Source organism: Pseudomonas sp. CFSAN084952, assembly GCF_009648855.1.
Classification (GTDB): Bacteria; Pseudomonadota; Gammaproteobacteria; order Pseudomonadales; family Pseudomonadaceae; genus Aquipseudomonas; species Aquipseudomonas paracarnis.
This window is the reverse complement of the sequence record NZ_CP045767.1, coordinates 2,749,832-2,771,116: the sequence shown is the minus strand read 5'-3', so window position 1 is coordinate 2,771,116 and position 21,285 is coordinate 2,749,832. Positions and strand designations below refer to the sequence as shown.

Genomic DNA, 21,285 nt, shown 5'->3' with positions numbered 1-21,285 from the left:
CGGGTTATTCCTTTACGAGCGGGCTGTCGTCCACTTCAACTTTTTCACCGGGGCGTGCGTGTTGCACGCCCTCGACGATGATGCGGTCGCCGGGTTTGAGGCCACTGGTGACGATCCAGCGATTGTCGACCACTGCACCCAACTCCACCGGCTGCTGGCTGACGGTCTGCTCGGCGTCCAGCAGCAACACCATCGGGATACCGGCGCTGTCACGGGTGATGGCGCGTTGCGGCACACTGAGGCCTTGCTTGTCGACGGCCTGTTCCACGCGCACCCGCACAAAGCTGCCGGGCAACAGGTCGAGGTCCGGGTTGGGGAACTCGCTGCGCAGGATGATCTGCCCGGTGCCCGGATCGACGCTGATGTCGGCGAAGAGCAATTTACCCGGCAACGGGTAAAGGCTACCGTCGTCCTGGATCAAGGTGGCCTTGGCCTGGTCCTGGCCGACCTGCTTCAAGCTGCCGGCACGAAAGGCGCGGCGCAGGTCGTTCAGCTCACGGGTGGACTGAGTGAGGTCGGCGTGGATCGGGTCCAGTTGCTGGATAATCGCCAGCGGCGTGGCTTCGTTCTGGCCGACCAGCGCGCCTTGGGTCACCAGGGCGCGACCAATGCGCCCGGAAATCGGTGCGGTCACGGTGGCATAGCCCAGGTTCAGCCGGGCACGCTCGACGGCGGCCTTGTTGGCGGCCACTTCGGCGTTGGTCTGGCGCAGGGCGGCGCGGGCGTTGTCGTACTCCTGGCCGCTGATGGCGTTGCCTTCGACCAATTGGCTGTAGCGCTGCTCTTGCAGGCGCGCCTGGAACGCATTGGCCTCGGCCTTGCTCAGGTTGGCCAGGGCACTGTCCAGGTCGGCCTTGAACGGCGCCGGGTCAATACGGAACAATACGTCGCCTTGCTTGACGTCGTGGCCTTCGTTAAACACCCGCTGCATGACCACCCCGGCGACCCGGGCGCGTACTTCGGCGATACGCGGTGCGGCGATGCGCCCGCTCAGTTCGCTGGTAATAGAGAGGGGCTTGGCCTGCAGGGTTTCGATCCGCACTTTGGCCAGGGGCATTTGTGGCGCCTCGTCTGCCGACTGACCACACGCGCTCAGCGCCAGTGTGAGGGCCAACAGGCAAAACGGCGCAAATAGATTCTTCGACATGCTCTTATCCCAATATTGACTGGCGCATCCTAGAGGCACCTGCGCCGTGGTGCTGTGAAGCTGTGTAGCGGGTCTGTGAAGAAGTGTAAGGTACGGCGCACGTGGCGTCGGGGGCGTATATCCTTGCACAATCCTGCAACACACCAACAAACAGCATTATTTGGAAACACCATGCCCAACATCCTCCTGGTGGAAGACGACGCCGCACTCTCCGAGCTGATTGCCAGCTACCTGGAACGCAATGGCTACCACGTCAGCGTGCTCAGCCGTGGCGATCATGTACGCGAACGTGCACGCCTCAACCCGCCGGACCTTGTGATCCTCGACCTGATGCTGCCGGGTCTCGACGGCCTGCAGGTGTGCCGCTTGCTGCGCGCCGATTCTGCGGGCCTGCCGATCCTGATGCTGACCGCCCGCGATGACAGCCACGACCAGGTTCTGGGCCTTGAGATGGGCGCCGACGACTACGTGACCAAACCCTGCGAGCCGCGCGTATTGCTGGCCCGGGTGCGCACATTGCTGCGGCGCAGCAGCCTGTCCGAACCCCAGGTGGCCAGCGACCAGATCGTCATGGGCAACCTGTGCATCGACTTGTCCGAGCGCACCGTGACCTGGCGCGAACAGGCGGTGGAGCTGTCCAGTGGAGAATACAACCTGTTGGTGGTGCTGGCCCGGCATGCCGGCGAAGTGCTCAGCCGCGATCAGATCCTGCAACGCCTGCGCGGTATCGAGTTCAACGGTACCGACCGTTCGGTGGACGTGGCCATCTCCAAGCTGCGGCGCAAGTTCGACGACCATGCGGGCGAGGCGCGCAAGATCAAGACGGTGTGGGGCAAGGGGTATCTGTTCAGCCGTTCCGAGTGGGAATGCTGAACCATGTTTCGCGTACTGCTGCGCCTCTACCTGATCACCATCGTCACCTACAGTGCGGCGATTTACCTGATTCCCAAGCTGGTGATCCAGCTGTTCGAACACCGCTACATGAACTACAACATCGAACAGTCCCGCGGCCTGCAAAAACTCATGGTCAAGCAGTACCAGCGCGCACCGGTGGAGCGCTGGTCCCAGGTGACCGACCAGTTGAGCCGCGATTTTGCACCGTTGAAAGTGCAACTGTTGCTGCGCCAGGACGCCCGCTACACCCCTGAGGAAGAACAGTTACTGGAGCAAGGCAAACCGGTGATCCGCCTGGGCGAGTGGGGCTGGATGGAGGAAATCAGTTCGCCGATCAACCAGCAGTTCGCGGTCAAGCTGACCGTACCGCCAGACCCGTTGGACATGAACCTGCTGTACTGGTCGATGAACGTGCTGGTCGGCGCCGCCTTGTTGGCGTGCCTGCTGGTGTGGCTGCGTCCGCACTGGCGTGACCTGGAACGTCTGAAAAGTACCGCCGCGCTATTGGGTAAGGGCCACTTGGAGGCCCGTACGGGGCTTGCACCCAGCTCCAGCATCGGCGGCCTGGCGGCGGTGTTCGACACCATGGCCGACGATATCGAGCATCTCTTGAACCAGCAGCGCGACTTGCTCAATGCTGTCTCCCATGAACTGCGCACGCCGCTTACCCGCCTGGATTTCGGGCTGGCCCTGGCGCTTTCCGAAGACTTGCCCCTGGCCAGCCGCGAGCGTCTGCAAAGCCTGGTGGCGCATATTCGGGAGTTGGATGAATTGGTGCTGGAATTGCTGTCTTACAGCCGCCTGCAAAACCCGGCGCAATTGCCCGAGCGGGTAGAGGTAGCGCTCGACGAGTTTATCGACAGCGTGTTGGGCAGCGTCGACGATGAGTTGGAAAACCCCGAGATCGTCATCGATGTGGCGCTTGATTGTGCCGTTGAGCGCTTCAGCCTCGACCCGCGTCTGACTGCCCGAGCCTTGCAGAACCTGCTGCGCAATGCGACGCGCTACTGCGACAAGCGCATCCAGGTGGGCGTGCGCGTATGCCCCAAAGGCTGTGAAATCTGGGTGGACGACGATGGCATCGGCATACCGGCTGACCAGCGCGAGCGCATCTTCGAGCCGTTCTACCGCCTCGACCGCAGCCGCGACCGCGCAACCGGCGGCTTTGGCCTGGGCCTGGCGATCAGCCGGCGCGCCCTGGAGGCCCAGGGCGGCACCTTGACGGCCTTGGCGTCGCCCCTGGGTGGGGCGCGGTTTCGTGTGTGGCTGCCTAACCTTTCGTGATCAAAGTACTTTGACTGCTCGGCCGATCCCGTGAATCGGCCCGGTGGGTTTGCCGGTGGGCGAGCCATTGGGCCCTTCCAGCGTCAGTTCAAACAACTGGTTCGGTGCCAGCGGCGGTAGCTTGTCCAGGGGCACCGACAAGGTCTGCCCAGGCTTGACCAGGCCCAGGGATACGGGACCCTGCCAGCCATCGGCCTTGGTCCAGAACTCCAGGGCTTTGTCTGCGGGAATCTCCATCACCCCCAATGGGATCAACTGGATCTGCCGATTATCACTGGCCTGCACCACCCAGCCCGGTGCCTGGCTTTGTGGCGCCATCAGCACCACCACGAAGCTGGGTGCGGTCATGGGCGGGCGCGTCAGTAATAAAGCCGCCAGCACCACGCTTGCCATCAGGCCGACGGCAGAAAGCCCGCGCCAGAACGCCAGCAGGTTCCACCACGCCACGCCCGTTTCGGCGATTTTGATGCGGCGTTCAATGCGCCGCCACAGCTGTGCCGAAGGCGGCACCGGTTGCGCCAGCGCCACCAGAGGCAACAGACGCTGCTCCCAGGCATCCACCGCTGCGCGCAGTGCCGCATCATGGGCCAGGCGTTGTTGTACCTCAGCGCGCTGTTCGGCGGGCAGGGTCCCCAGCACGTATTCACTGGCCAGTTCATCCAGGCTGTCGTTCATGCCATGCACTCGCGCAAGGCGGCGAGGCTGCGTTTGATCCAGGCTTTGACCGTGCCCAGCGGGGTACTGAGTTTTTGCGCGATTTCGCTGTGGGAGTAACCGTCCACATACGCGTGCAGAATGCAGGTGCGACGCGTCGGGTCGAGCCGTTCCAGGCACTGGTGGATCTGCCCGGAGCGTGCGGCAAACTCGATGGACTGGGCCGGCTCTGCCAGCGGCTCGTACTGATCGTCCAATGGCACGTCACGCCCGGCGCTGCGTACCACGTCCAGGGCCAGGTGGCGAGTCACGCTGAACACCCAACCCCGTGCGGAGCCTCGCAGGGGGTCGAAACTGTGTGCGCCGTGCCAGATCTTGATAAAGGCGTCATGCACGATGTCCTCGGCCAGTGCCTTGTTGCGGGTAATGCGCAGCGCCACACCGAGCAAGCGGCTGCTGTCCTGCTCATAGAGCTGGTGCAGGGCGCGATGATCGCCGCGGGCGCAGGCTAACAGGCACACTTGATAATCAAAGATGAGTTCAGCCAAACCAGAATTCCTGCCACTGAGGAGACGTCTACGCGTGGTAGGCGCGAGGTTGTTCGCGCCTACCTGGCCAGCGTAGCTGAGTTTGCTCAGTTGGCGGCCCAGAAGAGGTAGTCCGCCTGGTATTTCACCATTTCCTTGGCGCCTTTGTTCGCCGTGGTGCATGGCGTAGCGGGAGCGACTCCGCCTTTGAGCGCAACCCGCTGGATATACGCCACGCCACTCATCGCACCTTTGCCCTCGGCCGGGTTGGCCTTGACCAGTTGATAGGGCAGGTTACCGGGGCTCGACGGCGCCACGGCCAATTGCGTGCCGGTGATGGTCGAGCCGTCCTTGGCCTGCCACGTGGCAGGTGGGCCGAAGTAGGTGCCGACCTGCTGACCATTACGGTCGTTCAACACTGCTTTAGGGCCGACGAAGGTCCACTCGGTCTGGCCGGCAGCGTTGGCCTTGTCGCGGCATTCATAGGTGATTTCGCCGATCCCGGTGGTGTGCATCGCTACCTTGTGGCCATCGGGCACCTTGATGCTGTCCGGCAGGCCCGCCTGGGCAAACGCCGACGGTGCGGCGAGGAGCAAGCTGGACAGGCACAGCAGTGTTTTAGCGTTCATGGTGTTTCTCCATTGGGTAGAACAACAGGGTTACGTTGATGACTACGGCCCAGGCCCGACCATTGGATGCAGTTTTGTGCAAAAAAATTGGAGTTTCCAAAAAGGCATAAACTCAGATCGCATCGGTATAAGTGGTTATAAGAAAAATCGCTATCCTGCGGCCAGAAATTTATAAGGCCGCGGGTAGCTGGAATGGATGTAGGTAATATTGGTTTCGTGGTTGCCGGCTTGATCGTGGGGTTTATCGTGGGCATGACGGGGGTGGGCGGCGGTTCGCTGATGACCCCGATCCTGCTGTGGTTTGGCATCAACCCGGCCACCGCGGTGGGCACCGACCTGCTGTACGCTGCCATTACCAAGTCCGGTGGCGTGCTGGTGCACAGCAAGAACAAGAACATCGACTGGACCATCACTGGCTGGCTCACCCTGGGCAGCGTGCCGGCAGTGTTGCTGACGTTATGGTTCCTGGCCAGCTTGCACACCGACCCCAGTGCGATGAACGCGGTGATCAAGCAGGCCCTTGGCGTGGTATTGCTGCTGACGGCCCTGGCGATCCTGTTCAAGAAAAGCCTGTTGGCGTTTGCCCAGCGTCATGCTGGCGATTCCTACCATCTGCGCCCGCGCAATCTGAATGCGCTCACTGTTGTGACAGGTGCGATCCTTGGCACCATGGTGGCCCTGACCTCGATCGGCGCCGGCGCTCTGGGCACGGTGGCGCTGTTTATCCTGTACCCGTTCCTGGCCACGCGGCGCCTGGTTGGCACCGAGATCGCCCATGCCGTGCCCCTGACATTGGTGGCGGGCCTGGGCCATGCCAGCATGGGGAACATGGACTGGCATCTGCTGGGCTTTTTGCTGATGGGGTCGCTGCCGGGGATCTACATGGGCAGCCATATGACCGGCAGGATTCCCGACGGGGTACTGCGGCCGTGCCTGGCGGTGATGTTGATGGCGGTGGGGTACAAGTTGGCGTTCTGAGCACGTGGCCTGACACCCCACGTTCCAAATGTGGGAGCTGGCTTGCCTGCGAAGGCGGCCTCACAGTCGACACCGTTATACCGAGTACATATCCATCCCTGTCGATTCCGGCCAGCGTGGTTTAACGGGGCGCCTAAGATCAAGATCAAAAGCAGATCAAGATCAAGAGCTACTCGCTTCGCATCGTGGGTACGCTTGGTGCTGGTCGCAACTGTTGCTCCAGCAACAGCAGATCCACAAACTGCTGCGATCCCAGACACTGGCAAGCCATCGCTTCAATCCCCCTTTTTTTCCGCAACCCCCAGGCTACGGGCATTTGCCTGCCCCTGGCACGCTTGCTGCCTAAGCACTGGTACATCCCCTGTGCGAGGTACCGTCCGATGAGTCAGCAAGCCGTGAAATTTGCCTATTGGGTCCCCAACGTCAGCGGTGGGTTGGTCGTCAGCAAGATTGAACAACGCACCCACTGGGGCATCGAGTACAACCGCAAGCTGGCGCAACTGGCGGAGGCGGCGGGTTTTGAGTATGGCTTGACCCAGATTCGCTTCACCGCAGGTTACGGTGCCGAGAACCAGCATGAGTCCGTGGCGTTCAGCCATGCGTTACTCGCGGCGACTACCACCCTCAAGGTCATCGCGGCGATCCTGCCCGGGCCGTGGCAACCGGCGTTGGCGGCCAAGCAATTGGCGACCATCGACCAACTGACCAATGGCCGTATCGCGGTGAATATCGTCAGTGGTTGGTTCAAGGGCGAGTTCCAGGCCATTGGCGAGCATTGGTTGGAGCATGATGAGCGCTATCGGCGTTCCGAAGAGTTTATCCGCGCCCTCAAAGGCATCTGGACCCAGGACGATTTCACCTTCAAGGGCGATTTCTATCGTTTCAACCAATACACCCTCAAGCCCAAGCCCCTGGGCCAGCCGGAGATCTTCCAGGGCGGCAGTTCGCGGGCGGCTCGGGACATGGCGGCGCGGGTGTCGGATTGGTATTTCACCAATGGCAACACGCCTGAAGGCGTCAAGGCCCAGGTCGATGATATTCGTGCCAAGGCCGCTGCCAACCACCATTCGGTGAAGGTGGGCGTGAACGCCTTTGTGATCGCCCGCGACACGGAAGAGGAGGCTCGGGCGGTGCTGGCGCAGATCATCGACCAAGCCGACCCGGAGGCGGTCAACGCCTTTGGTGACGCAGCCAGGCAAGCGGGCAAGGCGTCGCCGGAGGGCGAGGGGAACTGGGCCAAGTCCAGCTTTGAGGACCTGGTGCAATACAACGATGGCTTCAAGACCAACCTGATCGGCACGCCGCAGCAGATCGCCGAGCGCATCGTGGCACTCAAGGCCGTGGGTGTGGACTTGGTGCTGGCAGGCTTTCTGCACTTCCAGGAAGAAGTGCAGTATTTCGGCCAACGTGTATTGCCGCTGGTGCGTGAGTTGGAAGCCAAGGCTGATGTCGGCGTGGGCTTGCGCGTAAATAATCTCAACGAGAAAGTGGGTAGCCTGGTTTAACGCTGTGCCTGGGCATTCTTCGCGAGCAAGCTCGCTCCCACAGGGGGCAGGGTTTTTTCCAGGCGCAGGGCGTCACTGTGGTCTTGGTAGTAATCGTCGACTACGGCAAAGCGTCGATAGCCGTTGCGCTCATACAGGGCGAGGGCGCCGGGGTTGTCGGTGCGCACTTCCAGGCGCAGGTACGCGCAACCTTTCTCCAGCGCGCGGGTTTCGATATGCGCCAGCAACTGTTTGCCCAGGCCAAGGCCGCGGGCGTGTTCGGCAATGGCCAGGGAATACAAGCGCGCAAACCGGGTGCCGCGCCGAAATAGCACCAGCGCGTAGCCAAGCAGTTGGCCGTGCTGTTGTGCCACCCACAATTGGCCGTTGGCCCGGCTTATCATCCAGCGCACACTGCGCGGTGACAGCCGGTCGCTGCTGAAACATTGCTGCTCCAACGCCACCAAGTCGGACATATCGTCAAGGGTTGCAACGCGAAAGAAAAGAGCCATAAGACCGCCGTAAAAGTTGCGTAATGAAACGGGACTTCTCTAAATGATCGTGCTTAATAGAAAAGGTCAAGTTCTCTAAAACGGATCAATTATTATGTCGGCGGTACAAAGTCATTGGCGTCAAGTATCCGAGCAAACCGTTGCGGCGACAATAACATCCAACGGTTATTTTTCTGCTGCGGCTCAAAGTTCGAGCCACGTTGTCATTATTGTCGAACGCAAGGAAGATTGGGCCTCTTACTTTCCCTGTGAACACATCGTCACCGCCCAGGAGTACTTGGAGCACACGCGGGATAGCGACACGGGCAAGCGTGTCCAGGTGATCAACCTGTGCCGCAGCTACAAGTACCTGGGGCACGGGTACTATTGCTCCTTGCTGGCCGAGGCACGCGGGCACAAGGTGATTCCCTCGGTACGCACCATCAGCGAGCTGACCAAAAAAGCCCTGTATGGGTTGGCCCTGGATGACTTGGATAAAACCCTGGAAAAAGCCCTGAACCATCAACTCTATCGCAGTACCGAAGGCTTTACTCTGACACTTTATTTCGGTCGAACGGATATAGAGCTCTTGCAGGAATTGGCTCGGCAGTTGTTTGAAACCTTTCCCAGTCCGATCTTGTTAGTTGAGTTTCGTCACCATAACGGCTGGCATATCGGCGGGGTCAAGTGTGGTGTATTGCACAAGTTGCGCGACGATCAGGAAGATCAATTCGCCCACGCCCTCGATAACTTCAGCCGCAAGATCTGGCGTCAGCCACGCTTGCGTCGTCTGGCCCGTTATGACTTGGCGATCCTGCACGATCCTCACGAACAATTACCGCCCTCCAATCCACGCGCACTGGAAAATTTCGTGCGGGTCGGCAAGAGCCTGGGCATTGATGTGGACTTGATCGAACGCAAGGATTACGACCGTGTGGCCGAATATGACGCCTTGTTGATCCGCGAAACCACCAGCCTCGACAACCATACCTATCGCTTTGCCAAGAAAGCCGAAAGCGAAGGATTGGTGGTGATGGACGACCCGGCATCGATCCTGCGCTGTACCAACAAGGTATACCTCACCGATCTGCTCAACAGCCGCCAATTGGGCATGCCGGCCACCGAGATTCTCTACAAGGAACGACCGCAAGACTTTGAACGCATCGGCGAACGCCTGGGCTTCCCGCTGGTGTTGAAGATCCCCGACGGCTGTTTCTCCCGTGGGGTGATCAAGGTGGAAAGCCAGGCGGCGTTGCTCAAGGCCACGGCTGAGTTGTTCGAGCACTCGGTGCTGTTGTTGGCCCAGGAATTCCTCTACACCGACTACGACTGGCGCATCGGCGTGCTCAATCGCAAGCCGATTTTTGCCTGCCAGTACTTCATGTCCAAGGGCCATTGGCAGATCTACAACCACAAGGCCATCGGTCAGGCTATCAATGGCGAATGCCGCACTCTGGCAGTCCATGAGGCACCCAAGGCGGTGGTGGAGCTGGCGGTGAAAACCGCCAACCTGATCGGTGATGGGCTTTATGGCGTGGACCTCAAACAGTCCGGCGACAGGGTTGTGGTGATCGAGGTCAACGACAACCCCAACCTGGATGCTGGGATCGAAGATGCCTACTTGCAGGACGACCTGTATGGCCTGGTGCTGGAGGAGTTCGTGCGGCGCCTGGAGCTCAAGCGCCGGGGTCAGGTGTGGTAGAGCGTGCTGCCACTCAAGCAGTGGCTTGTAAGGTCAACACCTCAAACCCGTCCGCCGTCACCGCCACGGTATGTTCCCATTGCGCCGAGAGGCTGTTGTCCTTGGTGACCACCGTCCAGCCGTCTTTCAGGCTGCGGGTTTTGGCGCTGCCCTGGTTAAGCATCGGTTCGATGGTAAACACCATACCTTCGCGCAGTTCCAGGCCGGTGCCAGGCCGGCCGAAGTGCAGAATTTGCGGTTCTTCGTGCATTTGCCGGCCGATGCCGTGGCCGCAGTATTCGCGCACCACGCTGTAGCCGTTGGCTTGCGCGTGGCTCTGGATGGCATGGCCGATATCGCCCAGGCGCGCGCCGGGCTTGACCTGGCGGATGCCGGCCCACATCGCCTCGAAGGTCATGTCCACCAGGCGCCTGGCCTTGGGCGTCACGTTGCCGATCATGTACATCTTGCTGGCGTCGGCAATGAAGCCGCCTTTTTCCAGGGTGATGTCGATGTTGATGATGTCGCCGTCCTTGAGTATTTGCTTGGCGCTGGGCATGCCGTGGCACACCACTTCGTTGATCGAGGTGTTGATGCAGAAGGGGTAGTCGTACTGCCCCAGGCTGGCAGGGCGGGCCTTGAGGTCATTGCGGATGAAGGCTTCGACGGCGCTGTCCAGCTCCAGGGTAGAGCGGCCGGCGGCGACGAAGCCGTCGAGCATGTCGAAGACTTGCGCCAACAGACGCCCGGCTTCACGCATCACGGCCAACTGTGCGGGAGTCTTGATCATCAACTGCGCCCCCGGATCAGGTCGGGTTTGTCCAGCAACAGCTTGTTGATCAGCTCGTTGTAGGGCAGGTGCGGGTTGAGTTCGGCGAGCAGGCCGATCTTGATCCAGAACTCGGCTTGGGCGTTGATGGAGCGGTCCATGGCGGCGCTGGCCAGGCGCAGTTGTTCGTGCAGCTGATCGGTGATCTTGACGATGCCCATAAGGTTCACTGTGTTTAATTGATATACGAATCGTATATGGTTCGTATGTCGATCGCAAACCTTCTTCGGCTGAACGGTGATGGGTTGATGGGCTGCGATAGGTTGCCGAAAAAAGGATTCCCACCTAAACGCCGGTCCCCACGCTGCGGGTTAAACGTTTAATCGATGTAGTTCGACGAGGATGCCAAACAAGCCGTTTTCTTTAATATGAGCAAGCGGTTTGCTTATGAGGAAAGGTTACAACCACCCCGGTTTTTGCCGAGTAGGCTTACTGATTGAAAGCGTCTTCCAGGGTTGGCAAGACGTGGCAGGCAAGTGCCTGTCGGATACATATAACCGTTGGCAGTCTCAAAAAAGGAGAGGTTAGCCATGCTTTCAGAACTAGAGCTTCGCAGCATTATTGAAGGAAGTTTCCTGCCTAAACGGTGCGAATGCACCAAAGCCGAAGATGCCTCGTTGACGATCAGGGTCTACGACGATCGCGACCGGGATCGGGTGGATTTGGAAGTCAAAGGTATCCACCCTGACAAGCTCGACAGCAGCCGAGCGATTTGCAACCTGATCACCGGGTTGCGTGAAGACCTCAAGCAAAGCCACGCACCGGTACTGCAACGAGCCGGTGCTCGCGGTTATCACTAGCGGATGCTTGAGTATAAGTTGACCCCGTGGGCCTGGTAGTTGCCAGGCCCAATGTTGACGTCCTTCCTGTTTACCAGCGCGCTCTTACGCCGAAATTGCCACTGACACCCTCAAAGTTGTTGTCGTCCAGTTGGGTGCCATAGTTACCCTCCATATAAACACTGACCGTGGATGACAATTGAGCCACAACACCGATGCCCATATCAGCCGTGGAGGACTTGTGATCGCTCTTGATCCGGTCCACCCCGTCGAACGTCACCGTGTCGCTACCGCCGAAGGTGTGCCAGACATTCGCCCGTAGGTACGGCTCCACGGGTGTGTTGCTGATCAGATAGCGACCCTTGAGCCGTGCGCCGATGCGGCCGGTCCAATACTCCTGGGAGTCGAATGAGACCTTGGAAATGCCGTCTTGCTGGTTATCCAGATCGATCTTCTGGCCGATGACCTGGGCCTGAGGTTCCATCTCCCAATGCTCGGACAGCCTGAACGGGTAGCCGGCCTCGGCGGATAACGCCAGGGCGTGGCCCTTGGTATCCATCTTCACCCCTCGGTCGGACTTGTTGTCGCCATCCAGGCGGGTACCCATGGCCACCAGGTCGACGTACCAGCCGGTCGGATCGGTGAGTGTCCAGTAGGCGCCGAAGTTGTCGCCGTCGAGTTTGACCCGCCCGGAGCGATGGTTCTGCCAGCCCATTGCAAAGCCCTTCACGTCGCCGCGCAGGCGGCTCTGGCCGATAAAGAGGCCAAGGCGTTGCGTCTGCCCGCCGCTGGTTTCGGCGGCGTAAAGGTCATGGCCAACCTGATAGCCCTTGACCGTGCCGTCAAAACTCGGCGCCACGGTGCCCGACCAGCTTTTGTTGAAATCACTGCCATAGGCGCGGCCCCAACCTGCCGGCACTGCACCGGTCTCGGTCAGCAGGCTTTGCTCGCCCTGGCGTTCATGGAAGGTGCCCAGCGCCTGCAACGTCATCAGTTGCGCAGCGGGGATGTCTACGGAGTAGACCGGAACTTCCAGGCGATACAGTGGAATCGGCGCGGCACCCGCCACGGCGGTGGGAAGTACAGGGTTACTCGCCGCTGATTGCGGCGACGTGGCTGCAGCGACTTGGCTGGGCGGTGGTGCGGCAGGCTCGATTGGGGGTTGCGGTTGCGCAGTGGGCGGTTCCACGGAAGGTTCATCCGAGTCCACTACAGGGGGAGTGGCGGGGATCGGCGGCACCGGCACCACCACGGCCGGTGTCGGCGGTACGGGTGGGGCCGCCGGCGGTTGCACGGCCACCACTGAGGAGCGAAGGAACCAGCTGTTTTTCGTATTGGCAAGGGTGCCGCCCTTGAACAGCAGGTATTCATACGCCCCGGCGGAGACCGAGCCCTTCAAGGCAAACGCATCGTTGCTGCTGACGGCGCCGTTGAGTGCCTGGACCACTTCGATGCCGTTGTTCTGGGTCAGCCCGCCGATACCGCCGAGGTTGCTGACACTCAGTTGGGTGTGACCGCTGATGTTGCCGTCGGACACTACCAGCTTGTCGGTGGCAGAGTTTTCGTCGCCGAGTACGGTTTGCAGGTGCAGCTGGCCGTTGTTGCCCACGTAGTTACCATGCACCGTCAACACGCTGGTAGCGCTGTTGTCGGTGGTCATGTCGACAGTGCCGGCGTTATTGAGCGTCGCCAGTTGCCCGGCGGTGTAGGGGCGGATGCCGCCTTGCGCCACGGCCAGGGTACTGCTGCCGTCGATGTTGAACATGCCGGTATTGCTGCCACTGTCACCGAGGAAAAAATCCCCGGCCAGGTCCAGGCGCGAGTTTTTGGTGAGGCTGACGCGCTCCAAGCCGATGTAGCGGGCCGCGGTGCTGGATGTTGTCGCGTCGAAGATCAGCTGATCGTTGCCCAGGCCGCCATCGATAAAGGGCGTGTGGTTCAGTTTGCTTTCATTCAAGCCTTGCAGCAGGACCGTGTCGTCGCCATCACCCATCAATACCCGGGAGTTGATCCTGCCTTCACCCAGCCATTTGAACGTATCGTTGCCGACGCTGGCACGGATCTCACCATTAATCACGCCGCCGCTGACGGTGATGCTGTCATCGCCGCCGCTGGTGCTGATATTGCCGCCGATGGTGCCGCCGGAAATGATGATGGTGTCGGTGTCGAAACCGGTGACCAGGTTCTCCCGGATTTCCCCCCCGGTCATTTCATAGAAGTTCTTGTCCAACTTCATATTGACCCGGCCAATTTTGCCACCGCGCTGGTAGGCCACATCGCCGTCTTCAAAAGCCTCGTCGATTATGCCGTCATACATTTCAAGCACGTCGCGGCCGTCGCCCTGGAACAGGCCGCCTATTCGCCCACCCATCATGACGACACGATCAACACCGTCGCCTTGCTGCACGATCCCGGTGACCCGGCCGTCGCGGATTTCCACCGTATCTATTCCAGGGCCAAAGGTCACATCGCCATTGATGGCGCCGCCTGTGGAGAGCGTCAGGCTGTTATCCCCGGAAAGATCGGTCAGGCCGGCACTGCTGCCGTTGTTACACGTATAGGTATCGTTGCCGGTTCCCGGGGTGAGAACGCAGGCGGCGTGGGAGGGTTGAGGGTTCATGTACTGCAATGAGATGAGGCCGACAGCTAAAACGGCCCGGGTCGAGAAACCACTGGGCTTTTGCATGGGTGTGTCCTGGGTTTGTTGTAATAACTGCTCCTGTTTTTGGGTTTAGCACAGTTTTCCAGTAGCGCAATTTTTTATGCATGGCGCGCAGGCCACGGAATACGTGGCCTGCGTGATGGCACTTTGAGTTTTTGCCCGCTCAGCTCAAGCCAGTTGTTGACGATAGGGCAGGTCTGGGCCGGTCTTGCCGCAGGTCAGGGCGGCAGCCCGGATCGCGAAGCCCAGCATGGCGTCGATCTGCTCGCGGCTCAGTCGTTGCAGCCCGTCAACCGAATCCAACTGCTGTTCCGTCAGCCACGCGATCAGCGCCGCCTGGAAGGTATCACCAGCACCCACCGTATCGGCCATCACCACCTTGACCGCAGGTTGCGACCAACTGCCATGCTGGCGGCTGAACACCGACGCACCGTCGCCACCACGGGTGAGGAACACCAGTTGGCAGCGGTGTTGCAGCCAGCCTTGCAGCACGCTTTCCGGTGTCTGGTCGGGGTAGAGCAGGTGCAGGTCTTCGTCGCTGACCTTGATCAGGTCGGCGTGTTGCACCAGCTCTGCGACGCGGGCGCGCCACAGGTGGATATCGGGCTGCGGGTTAAGGCGCACGTTGGGGTCGAGGCTGATCAGACGCTTGCCGCTTTCACGCTTGACCAGGTTGAGCAGGGTGTCTCCAATCGGTTGCACCACCAGCGAAAACGAGCCCACATGCAGCCCGCGAATTTCATCGCCCAGGGGCGGCAGGTGCGTCAGTTGCAATTGCCGGTCGGCGCAGCCTTCGCCGCGAAAGCTGTACTGCGGCGAGCCATTGGCGCCCACGGCCACCATCGCCAGGGTGGTCGGCGCGTCGAACGCCACCAGAAAGCGTTCGCTGATACCTTCGTCATTCAGGACCTGCTGCAAGCGCCGTCCAAGGTAATCGGTGGACAGGCCGGCGAAGAGCCCCGACTCGATCCCCAGGCGGCGCAAACCCACCGCCACGTTGAACGGCGAGCCACCGGCAATCGCCTTGTAATTGAGCTTGGCGGCCTGCCCGCTGGCATCCTCCTCGCTGAAGAAATCAAACAGCGCTTCACCACACACCAGATACATAGTTGCTCGCTCTCAAAGGGTTGCCACGTGCTGTTGATAACGCTGATACGCTTGTTGATAGGCACTGACATTGGCCGCCACGGGTAAGGTGCGGCTGGCCGGGTCAATGCTCACGCATTTGTCGCAAAGGCTGGCCAGCGGTTCGCCGCTCTGGCACCACGCCGCCTGGATCGCCGCGCCCAGGGCGGCCGCCTCGCTCTGTTCGGTACACACCACTTCGGTGTGCATGATATCGGCGACCATCTGCCGCCACAGCGGGCTTTTCGAGCCGCCGCCGATCAGGCGGATGCTCTGGCTTTGCAGGCCGGTCTGGCGCAGCAGGTCCAGGCCATAACGCAGGCCGAAGGTGGTGCCTTCGACCACCGCGCGGCACAGGTTGGCACGGGTCAGGTTGGTCATGGTCAGGCCCTGCAGGCTGCCGGTGGCGTGGGGCAGGGCGGGCACGCGTTCGCCGTTGAGGAACGGCAGCATGCTCACCCCATCGGCCCCGATGGATGCCTGTTCGACCAGCGCGTTGAAGGCATCGAGGTCCAGGTCGAACAGCTCGCGAATCACCCCGGTGGCGTTGGTCAGGTTCATGGTGCAGATCAGCGGCAGCCAGCCGCCGCTAGAGGAGCAGAAGGTCGCCACCGAGGCCTGGGGGCTGACGTTGGGCTGGTCGGCAAAGGCATACACGGTGCCCGATGAACCCAGGCTCATGGTGATCACGCCGGGGGCGATATTGCCGGTGCCAATGGCGCCCATCATATTGTCGCCGCCACCACTGGACACCACCGCGTTGGGGTTGATGCCCAGGCGCTCGGCAATGGCCGGCAGGATCGTGCCCACCGCTTGGTCGGCTTCGATCAGTGTCGGCAACGCGGCTTGCAGGCGGCCGCTGGGGTCGATGTGCTGGAGCAACGCCACATCCCATTCGCGGCGGCGCACGTTGAAGTAACCGGTGCCCGACGCATCGCCGTACTCGGCGCAGGCGCGGCCGGTGAGCCAGTAGTTGAGGTAGTCGTGGGGCAGCAGGATATGGGCAATGCGTGCGAAGACGTCGGGGTGCTGTTCGCGGGTCCAGAGCAGCTTGGACACGGTGTAGCCCGGGGCGATGGCCACGCCCAGGCGCTCCAGGGACCCGCGTTCGCCACCCAGATGCTGCAGCAGCCGGTCGTTTTCCGGCGCGGTTTCGGTGTCGCACCACAACTTGGCCGGGCGCAGCACTTCACCTTGTTCGTCCAGCAGCACCAGGCCGTGCTGCTGGCCGGACACGCCGATGCCAAGGATGTCCTGGCCGTCCACCCCGGCTTGTTGCAGGGCGCGGTGGGTGGCTTCGGTGAAGGCGTCCAGCCATTCCTGGGTGTGTTGTTCACGGCGGCCGTTGGCGCCGCTGATCAAGGTGTGCGCGGCGGCGCCCAGGCCCAGCACCTTGCCGCTGGAGGCGTCGAGGACGATGGCCTTGGTGCCTTGGGTGCCGCAGTCGATTCCGAGGAACAGGTTTTGCTGGGTCATGATGGAGTGCTCAGCATTATTATTGGGTTGAAAATACGGTCGATGTGGGAGCTGGCTTGCCTGCGATAGCGGTCCGGCAGTCATCACAGGGTTGACTGGACCACCGCTATCGCAGGCAAGCCAGCTCCCACCTGTTTAATCCGGTTTGTTCAGGAGGTTTTGTAGTGTGGTGGTGACGCCTTTGTCGCGCAGGCTTGCATAACACCGCTCGAACGCTGCCACAAACGCCGCCGACTTGGGAATAGCCGTGCCAAAAATCTCTTCCACACCCAGCAACCGCTGGCTGATCAGCGCGTCATCGCTCACCAGGTCCTGGCAGAACGCTGCCCGCGGGTCCGGGATACTGTAGCGCGCGCCGTTTTCATCCACACCTTTCAAGTACAGCGCCCAGGCCGCCACCACAAGGGCGGCACGGTCCGTCTCGCGGCCGTCGGCAATCAGGCGGTTGATGGTCGGCACGGTGAACTTGGGAAACTTCGATGAACCATCGGAGCATACGCGCTCCAACTGGTCGGCAATCGCCTGGTTGGAAAAGCGTTCCACCAGGGTCTGCTTGTATTCGGTCAGGTCGATACCAGGTACCGGCGCCAGGTTCGGCGTGACGTCCAGGTCCATGTAGGCGCGCATATACGCCACGAACACAGGGTCGTTCATGGTCTCGTGAACGAATCGGTAGCCCTTGAGGAACCCCAGGTACGTGAGGGCCAGGTGGCTGCCGTTGAGCAGGCCGATCTTCATTTCTTCGTAAGGCGTGACGTCATCGGTGAACTGCACGCCGACCTTTTCCCAGGCCGGGCGGCCGTTGACAAATTTGTCTTCCAGCACCCACTGCACAAACGGCTCGCACACCACCGGCCAGGCATCGTCGATCCCGTGCTGGTCATGCAGTTGCAGGCGGTGGGCGGTGCTGGTCATGGGCGTGATGCGGTCAACCATGGCGTTCGGGAAGCTCACGTTGGCCTTGATCCAGTCATGCAGGCCCGCGTCGTGCAGGGCGGCGAAGGCCAGCAAGGCCTTGCGGGTGACGGCGCCGTTGTGAGGCAGGTTATCGCAGGACATCACCGTGAAGGCCGGGGTGCCAGCGGTGCGGCGCTGGGTCAGCGCGGCGCAGATAAAGCCGAACACGGTTTTCGGCGCTCTCGGGTGCGCCAGGTCATGCTGGATCTGCGGCAGGTGGGCCATGAACTCGCCGTTGCTGTCGTCGATGCAGTAGCCGCCTTCGGTGATGGTCAGCGAGACGATGCGGATCTGTGGGCTGGCGAGCTTATCGATCAGCGCTTGGGCGTCGTCTTCGGCCAGCAGCATGTCGCTGATCGAGCCGATCACGCGCACTTGCGTGTCGTCGGTGTCGCCCAGTTCATACAGGGTGAACAGGTAATCCTGGCCGGCCAGGTCGTCGCGGGCCTTGCGGTCTTCACTGCGCAGGCCCACGCCGCAGATGCCCCAGTCCAGGCCTTCGCCAGTGTTCATCAGGGCATCGGTGTAAAACGCCTGGTGCGCACGGTGGAAACCGCCGACGCCAATGTGCGCGATGCCCTGGCGGGTGTCGGCAATCGCATACGCAGGCAACTGCACTTGGGGCGCCAGTTGGGTCAGGTTGGCTTTATTCAATTTCATCTGGAAATACTCGCGAAATCAGGCGGCAGCGCGCAGTGGACGGGCCACGGCGACGCCATCGGTGTCGAACAAATGGCAGTGCGTCGGGTCCAGGTGCAGTTGCAGCGTCTCGCCGTACTGGCTGGCCATGTCGCCACGGATACGCATGGTCAGCGGTTCGCCGTTGCGGGTGATGACGTGGCAGAAGGTGTCGCTGCCCAGGCGCTCGCCGACGTCGGCGGTGACGGTCAGGGTGGTTTGCCCGGGTGTGGCCATTTCCAGGTGCTCGGGACGAATGCCCAGGGTCACCGCGCTGCCCACGCTCAGGGTGGCGCCGCTCAACGGCAGGCTGATCAGAGTGCCGGCGTCCAGTTGCACCTCGCAGCCTTGGCTGTCGACGCGGGTGACCTGGCCCTTGAGGAAGCCCATCTTCGGCGTGCCGAGAAAGCCTGCCACAAACAGGTTGGCCGGCTGGTGGTACAGCTCCAGCGGCGAACCGACCTGTTCGATGCGCCCGCTGTTGAGCACCACCACCTTGTCGGCCAGGGTCATGGCTTCGACCTGGTCGTGGGTCACGTAGATCATGGTCGCTTGCAGTTCTTTATGCAGGCGCGCCAGCTCCAGGCGCATCTGCACGCGCAGGGCGGCGTCGAGGTTGGACAGCGGTTCGTCGAACAGGAAGATCTTCGGGTTGCGCACAATCGCTCGGCCAATCGCCACGCGCTGGCGCTGGCCACCCGAAAGTTGCTTGGGCTTGCGCTCCAGCAAAGGCCCCAGCTCAAGGATGCGCGCCGCTTCGCCGACTTTGCTCTCCACCAACTGCTTGTCGACACCCGCCAGGTCCAGGGCAAACGACATGTTCTTGCGCACGCTCATGTGCGGGTACAGCGCATAGGTCTGGAACACCATGGCCAGGTCGCGCTTGGCCGGGGTGACTTCGGTAATGTCGCGGCCATCGAGTTCGATGGTGCCGTCGCTGACTTCTTCCAGGCCGGCGATCAGGCGCAGTAAGGTGGACTTGCCACAGCCCGACGGGCCGACGAACACCACGAATTCCTTGTCGTTCACTTCCAGGTCGATGCCCTTGATGATGGAAAAACCTTCAAAGCCTTTTTGCAGATTCTTGATTTTCAGGTTGGCCATGATGGGCCCTCCGCTGGGAATTATTATTTGACGGCGCCAAAGGACAAACCGCGTACCAACTGCTTCTGGCTGATCCAGCCAAAGATCAGGATCGGCGCGCAGGCGAGGGTCGAGACGGCGGACAGCTTGGCCCAGAACAAGCCTTCGGGGCTGGAGTAAGAGGCGATCAAGGCGGTCAGCGGCGCGGCGCTGGAGGAGGTCAGGTTCAGCGACCAGAAGGCCTCGTTCCAGCACAGGATCAACGACAGCAGTACCGTGGAGGCCAGGCCACCCTTGGCGATGGGCAGCAGCACGCGCACCATTTCCTGCCACAGGGTGGCGCCGTCCAGGCGGGCGGCTTCGAGGATGTCCTTGGGGATGTCCTTGAAGTAGGTGTACACCATCCACACCACAATCGGCAGGTTGATCAGGGTGTAGATGATGATCAGCGCAATGCGCGTGTCCAACAGGCCAAAGCTCTTGGCCAACAGGTAGATCGGCATCAGCACGCCCACCGGCGGCAGCATCTTGGTCGACAGCATCCACAGCAGCGTGCCCTTGGTGCGCTGGGTTTCGTAGAACGCCATGGAATAGGCGGCCGGTACCGAAATGAGCAGGCACAGGGCGGTGGCGCTGAACGAAATCACCACCGAGTTCCAGGCGTAGGCGAAGTAATTGCTGCGCTCGTTGATGTGCAGGTAGTTCTCCAGCGTCGGCGTGAAGATGAACTGCGGCGGCGTGGCGAACGCGTCGATTTCGGTCTTGAAGCTGGTCAGCACCATCCAGAAGATCGGAAAGAAAATCAGGATCGCAATGGCCCAGGCCAATGTGCCGAGCAACAGGCTCTGCAGGCGACGGGATTGTTGAAGCGTCATGGCGCGGCCCTCAAGGCTTGTCAGTCAGGTTTTTGCCGATCATCCGCACCAGGATGATCGCCGCGATATTGGCGATGACCACGGCAATCAAGCCGCCGGCCGAGGCCATGCCCACGTCGAACTGCACCAGTGCCTGGTTGTAGATCAGGTAGGCGAGGTTGGTCGAGGCGTAGCCTGGGCCGCCGTTGGTGGTGGTGAAGATTTCGGCGAATACCGAGAGCAGGAAGATGGTTTCGATCATCACCACCACGGCAATCGGGCGGGCCAGGTGGGGCAAGGTCAGGTGCCAGAAGATCGCAATGGCGCCGGCACCGTCCAGGCGTGCGGCTTCCTTCTGCTCCTGGTCCAGGGACTGCATGGCGGTCATCAGCAGCAGGATCGCGAAGGGCAGCCATTGCCACGACACAATGATGATGATCGACAGCAGCGGGTAATGCGCCAGCCAGTCCACCGGCTCGGCGCCGAAGAACTTCCACACGGCGGCGAGAATCCCCGACACCGGGTGAAAAATCAGGTTCTTCCAGATCAGCGCGCCCACCGTGGGCATGATGAAGAACGGCGAAATCAGCATCACCCTGACGATGCCGCGCCCCAGAAACTCACTGGCCTCCAGCAGGGCACTGATCAACACGCCGAACACCACGCTGATCAGCAAGACGCTGCCCACCAGCAACAGGGTATTGGTGGCGCCGGGCAGGAACCCCGAATCGGTGATGAAGTAGCTGAAGTTTTCCAGCCCCACGAATTGGTTTTCGCCGGGGTAGAGCAGGTTGTAGCGGATCAGCGAAAAGTACAGGGTCATGCCCAGCGGCACGATCATCCACAGCAGCAACAAGGCCACCGAGGGGCTGACGAGAAACCAGCCGGGGTTGGCCAGGCGGTTTTTGGTGGGTGTATTCATGGTGATCAGAACCAGTCAGATGCCTACAGAATCTGCGTCGGAGCGCGGTCACTGTGGGAGCTGGCTTGCCTGCGATGGTATCGCCTCGGTGTTACGGATAGACCGAGTCGTTTGCATCGCAGGCAAGCCAGCTCCCACAAAAGCTCTGCTC

General features: G+C 61.1%; 19 protein-coding genes and 1 pseudogene. 6 read left to right on the top strand and 14 right to left on the bottom strand.

Annotation, left to right across the window (positions count from 1 at the left end; all coding sequences use genetic code 11):
* Positions 1-4: 4 nt before the first annotated feature.
* Positions 5-1,147, bottom strand: a complete 1,143-nt coding sequence (locus tag GH769_RS12360; protein WP_032901636.1) for an efflux RND transporter periplasmic adaptor subunit — start codon at positions 1,145-1,147, stop codon at positions 5-7.
* Positions 1,148-1,318: 171 nt separating this feature from the next.
* Here GH769_RS12360 and GH769_RS12355 point away from each other — a divergent pair, with 171 nt between their 5' ends.
* Both GH769_RS12355 and GH769_RS12350 read left to right on the top strand, forming a co-directional pair.
* Positions 1,319-2,020 carry a response regulator transcription factor gene (locus GH769_RS12355; RefSeq protein ID WP_003190934.1) on the top strand — a complete coding sequence of 234 codons (702 nt, stop codon included), beginning with the start codon at positions 1,319-1,321 and terminating at the stop codon, positions 2,018-2,020.
* A 3-nt stretch (positions 2,021-2,023) separates the two neighbouring features.
* Positions 2,024-3,325: an ATP-binding protein gene (locus GH769_RS12350; RefSeq protein ID WP_019816856.1), complete on the top strand. Its 1,302-nt coding sequence runs from the start codon at positions 2,024-2,026 to the stop codon at positions 3,323-3,325.
* Here the strand turns inward: GH769_RS12350 and GH769_RS12345 are convergent, their stop codons facing one another.
* The 3 genes from GH769_RS12345 to GH769_RS12335 all read right to left on the bottom strand — a co-directional run bounded on the left by GH769_RS12345 (position 3,326) and on the right by GH769_RS12335 (position 5,135).
* Complete coding sequence (locus tag GH769_RS12345; protein ID WP_014718712.1) at positions 3,326-4,000, bottom strand: anti-sigma factor domain-containing protein; 675 nt, start codon at positions 3,998-4,000, stop codon at positions 3,326-3,328. It abuts the gene before it with no gap.
* Positions 3,997-4,527 (bottom strand): sigma-70 family RNA polymerase sigma factor, encoded by a 531-nt coding sequence (locus GH769_RS12340; RefSeq protein ID WP_014718711.1) that lies wholly within the window; start codon positions 4,525-4,527, stop codon positions 3,997-3,999. Before GH769_RS12340 ends, GH769_RS12345 begins: the two co-directional genes overlap by 4 nt.
* An 86-nt stretch (positions 4,528-4,613) precedes the next feature.
* Positions 4,614-5,135, bottom strand: a complete 522-nt coding sequence (locus GH769_RS12335; protein ID WP_032901634.1) for a DUF3455 domain-containing protein — start codon at positions 5,133-5,135, stop codon at positions 4,614-4,616.
* Between the two features lie 192 nt (positions 5,136-5,327).
* On the opposite strand from GH769_RS12335, the gene GH769_RS12330 reads away from it, so the two are divergent.
* Complete coding sequence (locus tag GH769_RS12330) at positions 5,328-6,113, top strand: sulfite exporter TauE/SafE family protein (protein ID WP_014718709.1); 786 nt, start codon at positions 5,328-5,330, stop codon at positions 6,111-6,113.
* Between the two features lie 380 nt (positions 6,114-6,493).
* Positions 6,494-7,618, top strand: a complete 1,125-nt coding sequence (gene sfnG, locus GH769_RS12325) for a dimethylsulfone monooxygenase SfnG (RefSeq protein WP_153649770.1) — start codon at positions 6,494-6,496, stop codon at positions 7,616-7,618.
* A 47-nt stretch (positions 7,619-7,665) separates the two neighbouring features.
* On the opposite strand, the pseudogene GH769_RS12320 reads toward sfnG, so the two are convergent.
* Positions 7,666-8,109, bottom strand: a pseudogene (locus GH769_RS12320) (GNAT family N-acetyltransferase); the annotation flags it as partial.
* Positions 8,110-8,203: 94 nt separating this feature from the next.
* Here GH769_RS12320 and GH769_RS12315 point away from each other — a divergent pair.
* Entirely contained in the window at positions 8,204-9,790 is a 1,587-nt protein-coding gene (locus GH769_RS12315) for a RimK family alpha-L-glutamate ligase (protein WP_020301113.1), read from the top strand.
* 13 nt (positions 9,791-9,803) lie between these two features.
* On the opposite strand, the gene map is transcribed toward GH769_RS12315, so the two are convergent.
* Entirely contained in the window at positions 9,804-10,559 is a 756-nt protein-coding gene (gene map, locus GH769_RS12310; RefSeq protein ID WP_032901630.1) for a type I methionyl aminopeptidase, read from the bottom strand.
* Positions 10,559-10,759 (bottom strand): ParD-like family protein, encoded by a 201-nt coding sequence (locus GH769_RS12305; protein ID WP_003190946.1) that lies wholly within the window; start codon positions 10,757-10,759, stop codon positions 10,559-10,561. Before GH769_RS12305 ends, map begins: the two co-directional genes overlap by 1 nt.
* A 369-nt stretch (positions 10,760-11,128) precedes the next feature.
* On the opposite strand from GH769_RS12305, the gene GH769_RS12300 reads away from it, so the two are divergent.
* A complete protein-coding gene (locus tag GH769_RS12300) occupies positions 11,129-11,398 on the top strand; it encodes a DUF1652 domain-containing protein (RefSeq protein ID WP_014718706.1) in 270 nt (89 codons plus the stop codon).
* Positions 11,399-11,468: 70 nt separating this feature from the next.
* Here the strand turns inward: GH769_RS12300 and GH769_RS12295 are convergent, their stop codons facing one another.
* From GH769_RS12295 to GH769_RS12265, 7 genes are all read right to left on the bottom strand, one after another.
* Entirely contained in the window at positions 11,469-14,063 is a 2,595-nt protein-coding gene (locus tag GH769_RS12295) for an autotransporter outer membrane beta-barrel domain-containing protein (RefSeq protein WP_020301115.1), read from the bottom strand.
* A 144-nt stretch (positions 14,064-14,207) separates the two neighbouring features.
* Entirely contained in the window at positions 14,208-15,146 is a 939-nt protein-coding gene (locus GH769_RS12290; RefSeq protein WP_020301116.1) for a carbohydrate kinase, read from the bottom strand.
* 12 nt (positions 15,147-15,158) lie between these two features.
* Positions 15,159-16,640 (bottom strand): xylulokinase, encoded by a 1,482-nt coding sequence (xylB, locus tag GH769_RS12285; protein WP_032901628.1) that lies wholly within the window; start codon positions 16,638-16,640, stop codon positions 15,159-15,161.
* A 135-nt stretch (positions 16,641-16,775) separates the two neighbouring features.
* Positions 16,776-18,257, bottom strand: coding sequence for a mannitol dehydrogenase family protein (locus tag GH769_RS12280; RefSeq protein WP_032901626.1), 1,482 nt, complete (start codon positions 18,255-18,257; stop codon positions 16,776-16,778).
* Positions 18,258-18,275: 18 nt separating this feature from the next.
* Positions 18,276-19,379 (bottom strand): ABC transporter ATP-binding protein, encoded by a 1,104-nt coding sequence (locus GH769_RS12275; RefSeq protein WP_020301119.1) that lies wholly within the window; start codon positions 19,377-19,379, stop codon positions 18,276-18,278.
* Between the two features lie 23 nt (positions 19,380-19,402).
* A complete protein-coding gene (locus GH769_RS12270; protein WP_005788583.1) occupies positions 19,403-20,233 on the bottom strand; it encodes a carbohydrate ABC transporter permease in 831 nt (276 codons plus the stop codon).
* 10 nt (positions 20,234-20,243) lie between these two features.
* Positions 20,244-21,134 (bottom strand): carbohydrate ABC transporter permease, encoded by an 891-nt coding sequence (locus GH769_RS12265; RefSeq protein ID WP_014718700.1) that lies wholly within the window; start codon positions 21,132-21,134, stop codon positions 20,244-20,246.
* Positions 21,135-21,285: the final 151 nt, after the last annotated feature.

Coding starts and splice junctions, on each gene's coding strand:
- GH769_RS12300 (WP_014718706.1), top strand. CDS start 11,129: ATGCTTTCAGAACTAGAGCTTCGCAGCATTATTGAAGGAAGTTTCCTG.
- GH769_RS12270 (WP_005788583.1), bottom strand. CDS start 20,233: ATGACGCTTCAACAATCCCGTCGCCTGCAGAGCCTGTTGCTCGGCACA.
- GH769_RS12360 (WP_032901636.1), bottom strand. CDS start 1,147: ATGTCGAAGAATCTATTTGCGCCGTTTTGCCTGTTGGCCCTCACACTG.
- GH769_RS12330 (WP_014718709.1), top strand. CDS start 5,328: ATGGATGTAGGTAATATTGGTTTCGTGGTTGCCGGCTTGATCGTGGGG.
- GH769_RS12265 (WP_014718700.1), bottom strand. CDS start 21,134: ATGAATACACCCACCAAAAACCGCCTGGCCAACCCCGGCTGGTTTCTC.
- GH769_RS12290 (WP_020301116.1), bottom strand. CDS start 15,146: ATGTATCTGGTGTGTGGTGAAGCGCTGTTTGATTTCTTCAGCGAGGAG.
- GH769_RS12275 (WP_020301119.1), bottom strand. CDS start 19,379: ATGGCCAACCTGAAAATCAAGAATCTGCAAAAAGGCTTTGAAGGTTTT.
- xylB (WP_032901628.1), bottom strand. CDS start 16,640: ATGACCCAGCAAAACCTGTTCCTCGGAATCGACTGCGGCACCCAAGGC.
- sfnG (WP_153649770.1), top strand. CDS start 6,494: ATGAGTCAGCAAGCCGTGAAATTTGCCTATTGGGTCCCCAACGTCAGC.
- GH769_RS12295 (WP_020301115.1), bottom strand. CDS start 14,063: ATGCAAAAGCCCAGTGGTTTCTCGACCCGGGCCGTTTTAGCTGTCGGC.
- map (WP_032901630.1), bottom strand. CDS start 10,559: ATGATCAAGACTCCCGCACAGTTGGCCGTGATGCGTGAAGCCGGGCGT.
- GH769_RS12345 (WP_014718712.1), bottom strand. CDS start 4,000: ATGAACGACAGCCTGGATGAACTGGCCAGTGAATACGTGCTGGGGACC.
- GH769_RS12335 (WP_032901634.1), bottom strand. CDS start 5,135: ATGAACGCTAAAACACTGCTGTGCCTGTCCAGCTTGCTCCTCGCCGCA.
- GH769_RS12315 (WP_020301113.1), top strand. CDS start 8,204: ATGTCGGCGGTACAAAGTCATTGGCGTCAAGTATCCGAGCAAACCGTT.
- GH769_RS12355 (WP_003190934.1), top strand. CDS start 1,319: ATGCCCAACATCCTCCTGGTGGAAGACGACGCCGCACTCTCCGAGCTG.
- GH769_RS12350 (WP_019816856.1), top strand. CDS start 2,024: ATGTTTCGCGTACTGCTGCGCCTCTACCTGATCACCATCGTCACCTAC.
- GH769_RS12280 (WP_032901626.1), bottom strand. CDS start 18,257: ATGAAATTGAATAAAGCCAACCTGACCCAACTGGCGCCCCAAGTGCAG.
- GH769_RS12305 (WP_003190946.1), bottom strand. CDS start 10,759: ATGGGCATCGTCAAGATCACCGATCAGCTGCACGAACAACTGCGCCTG.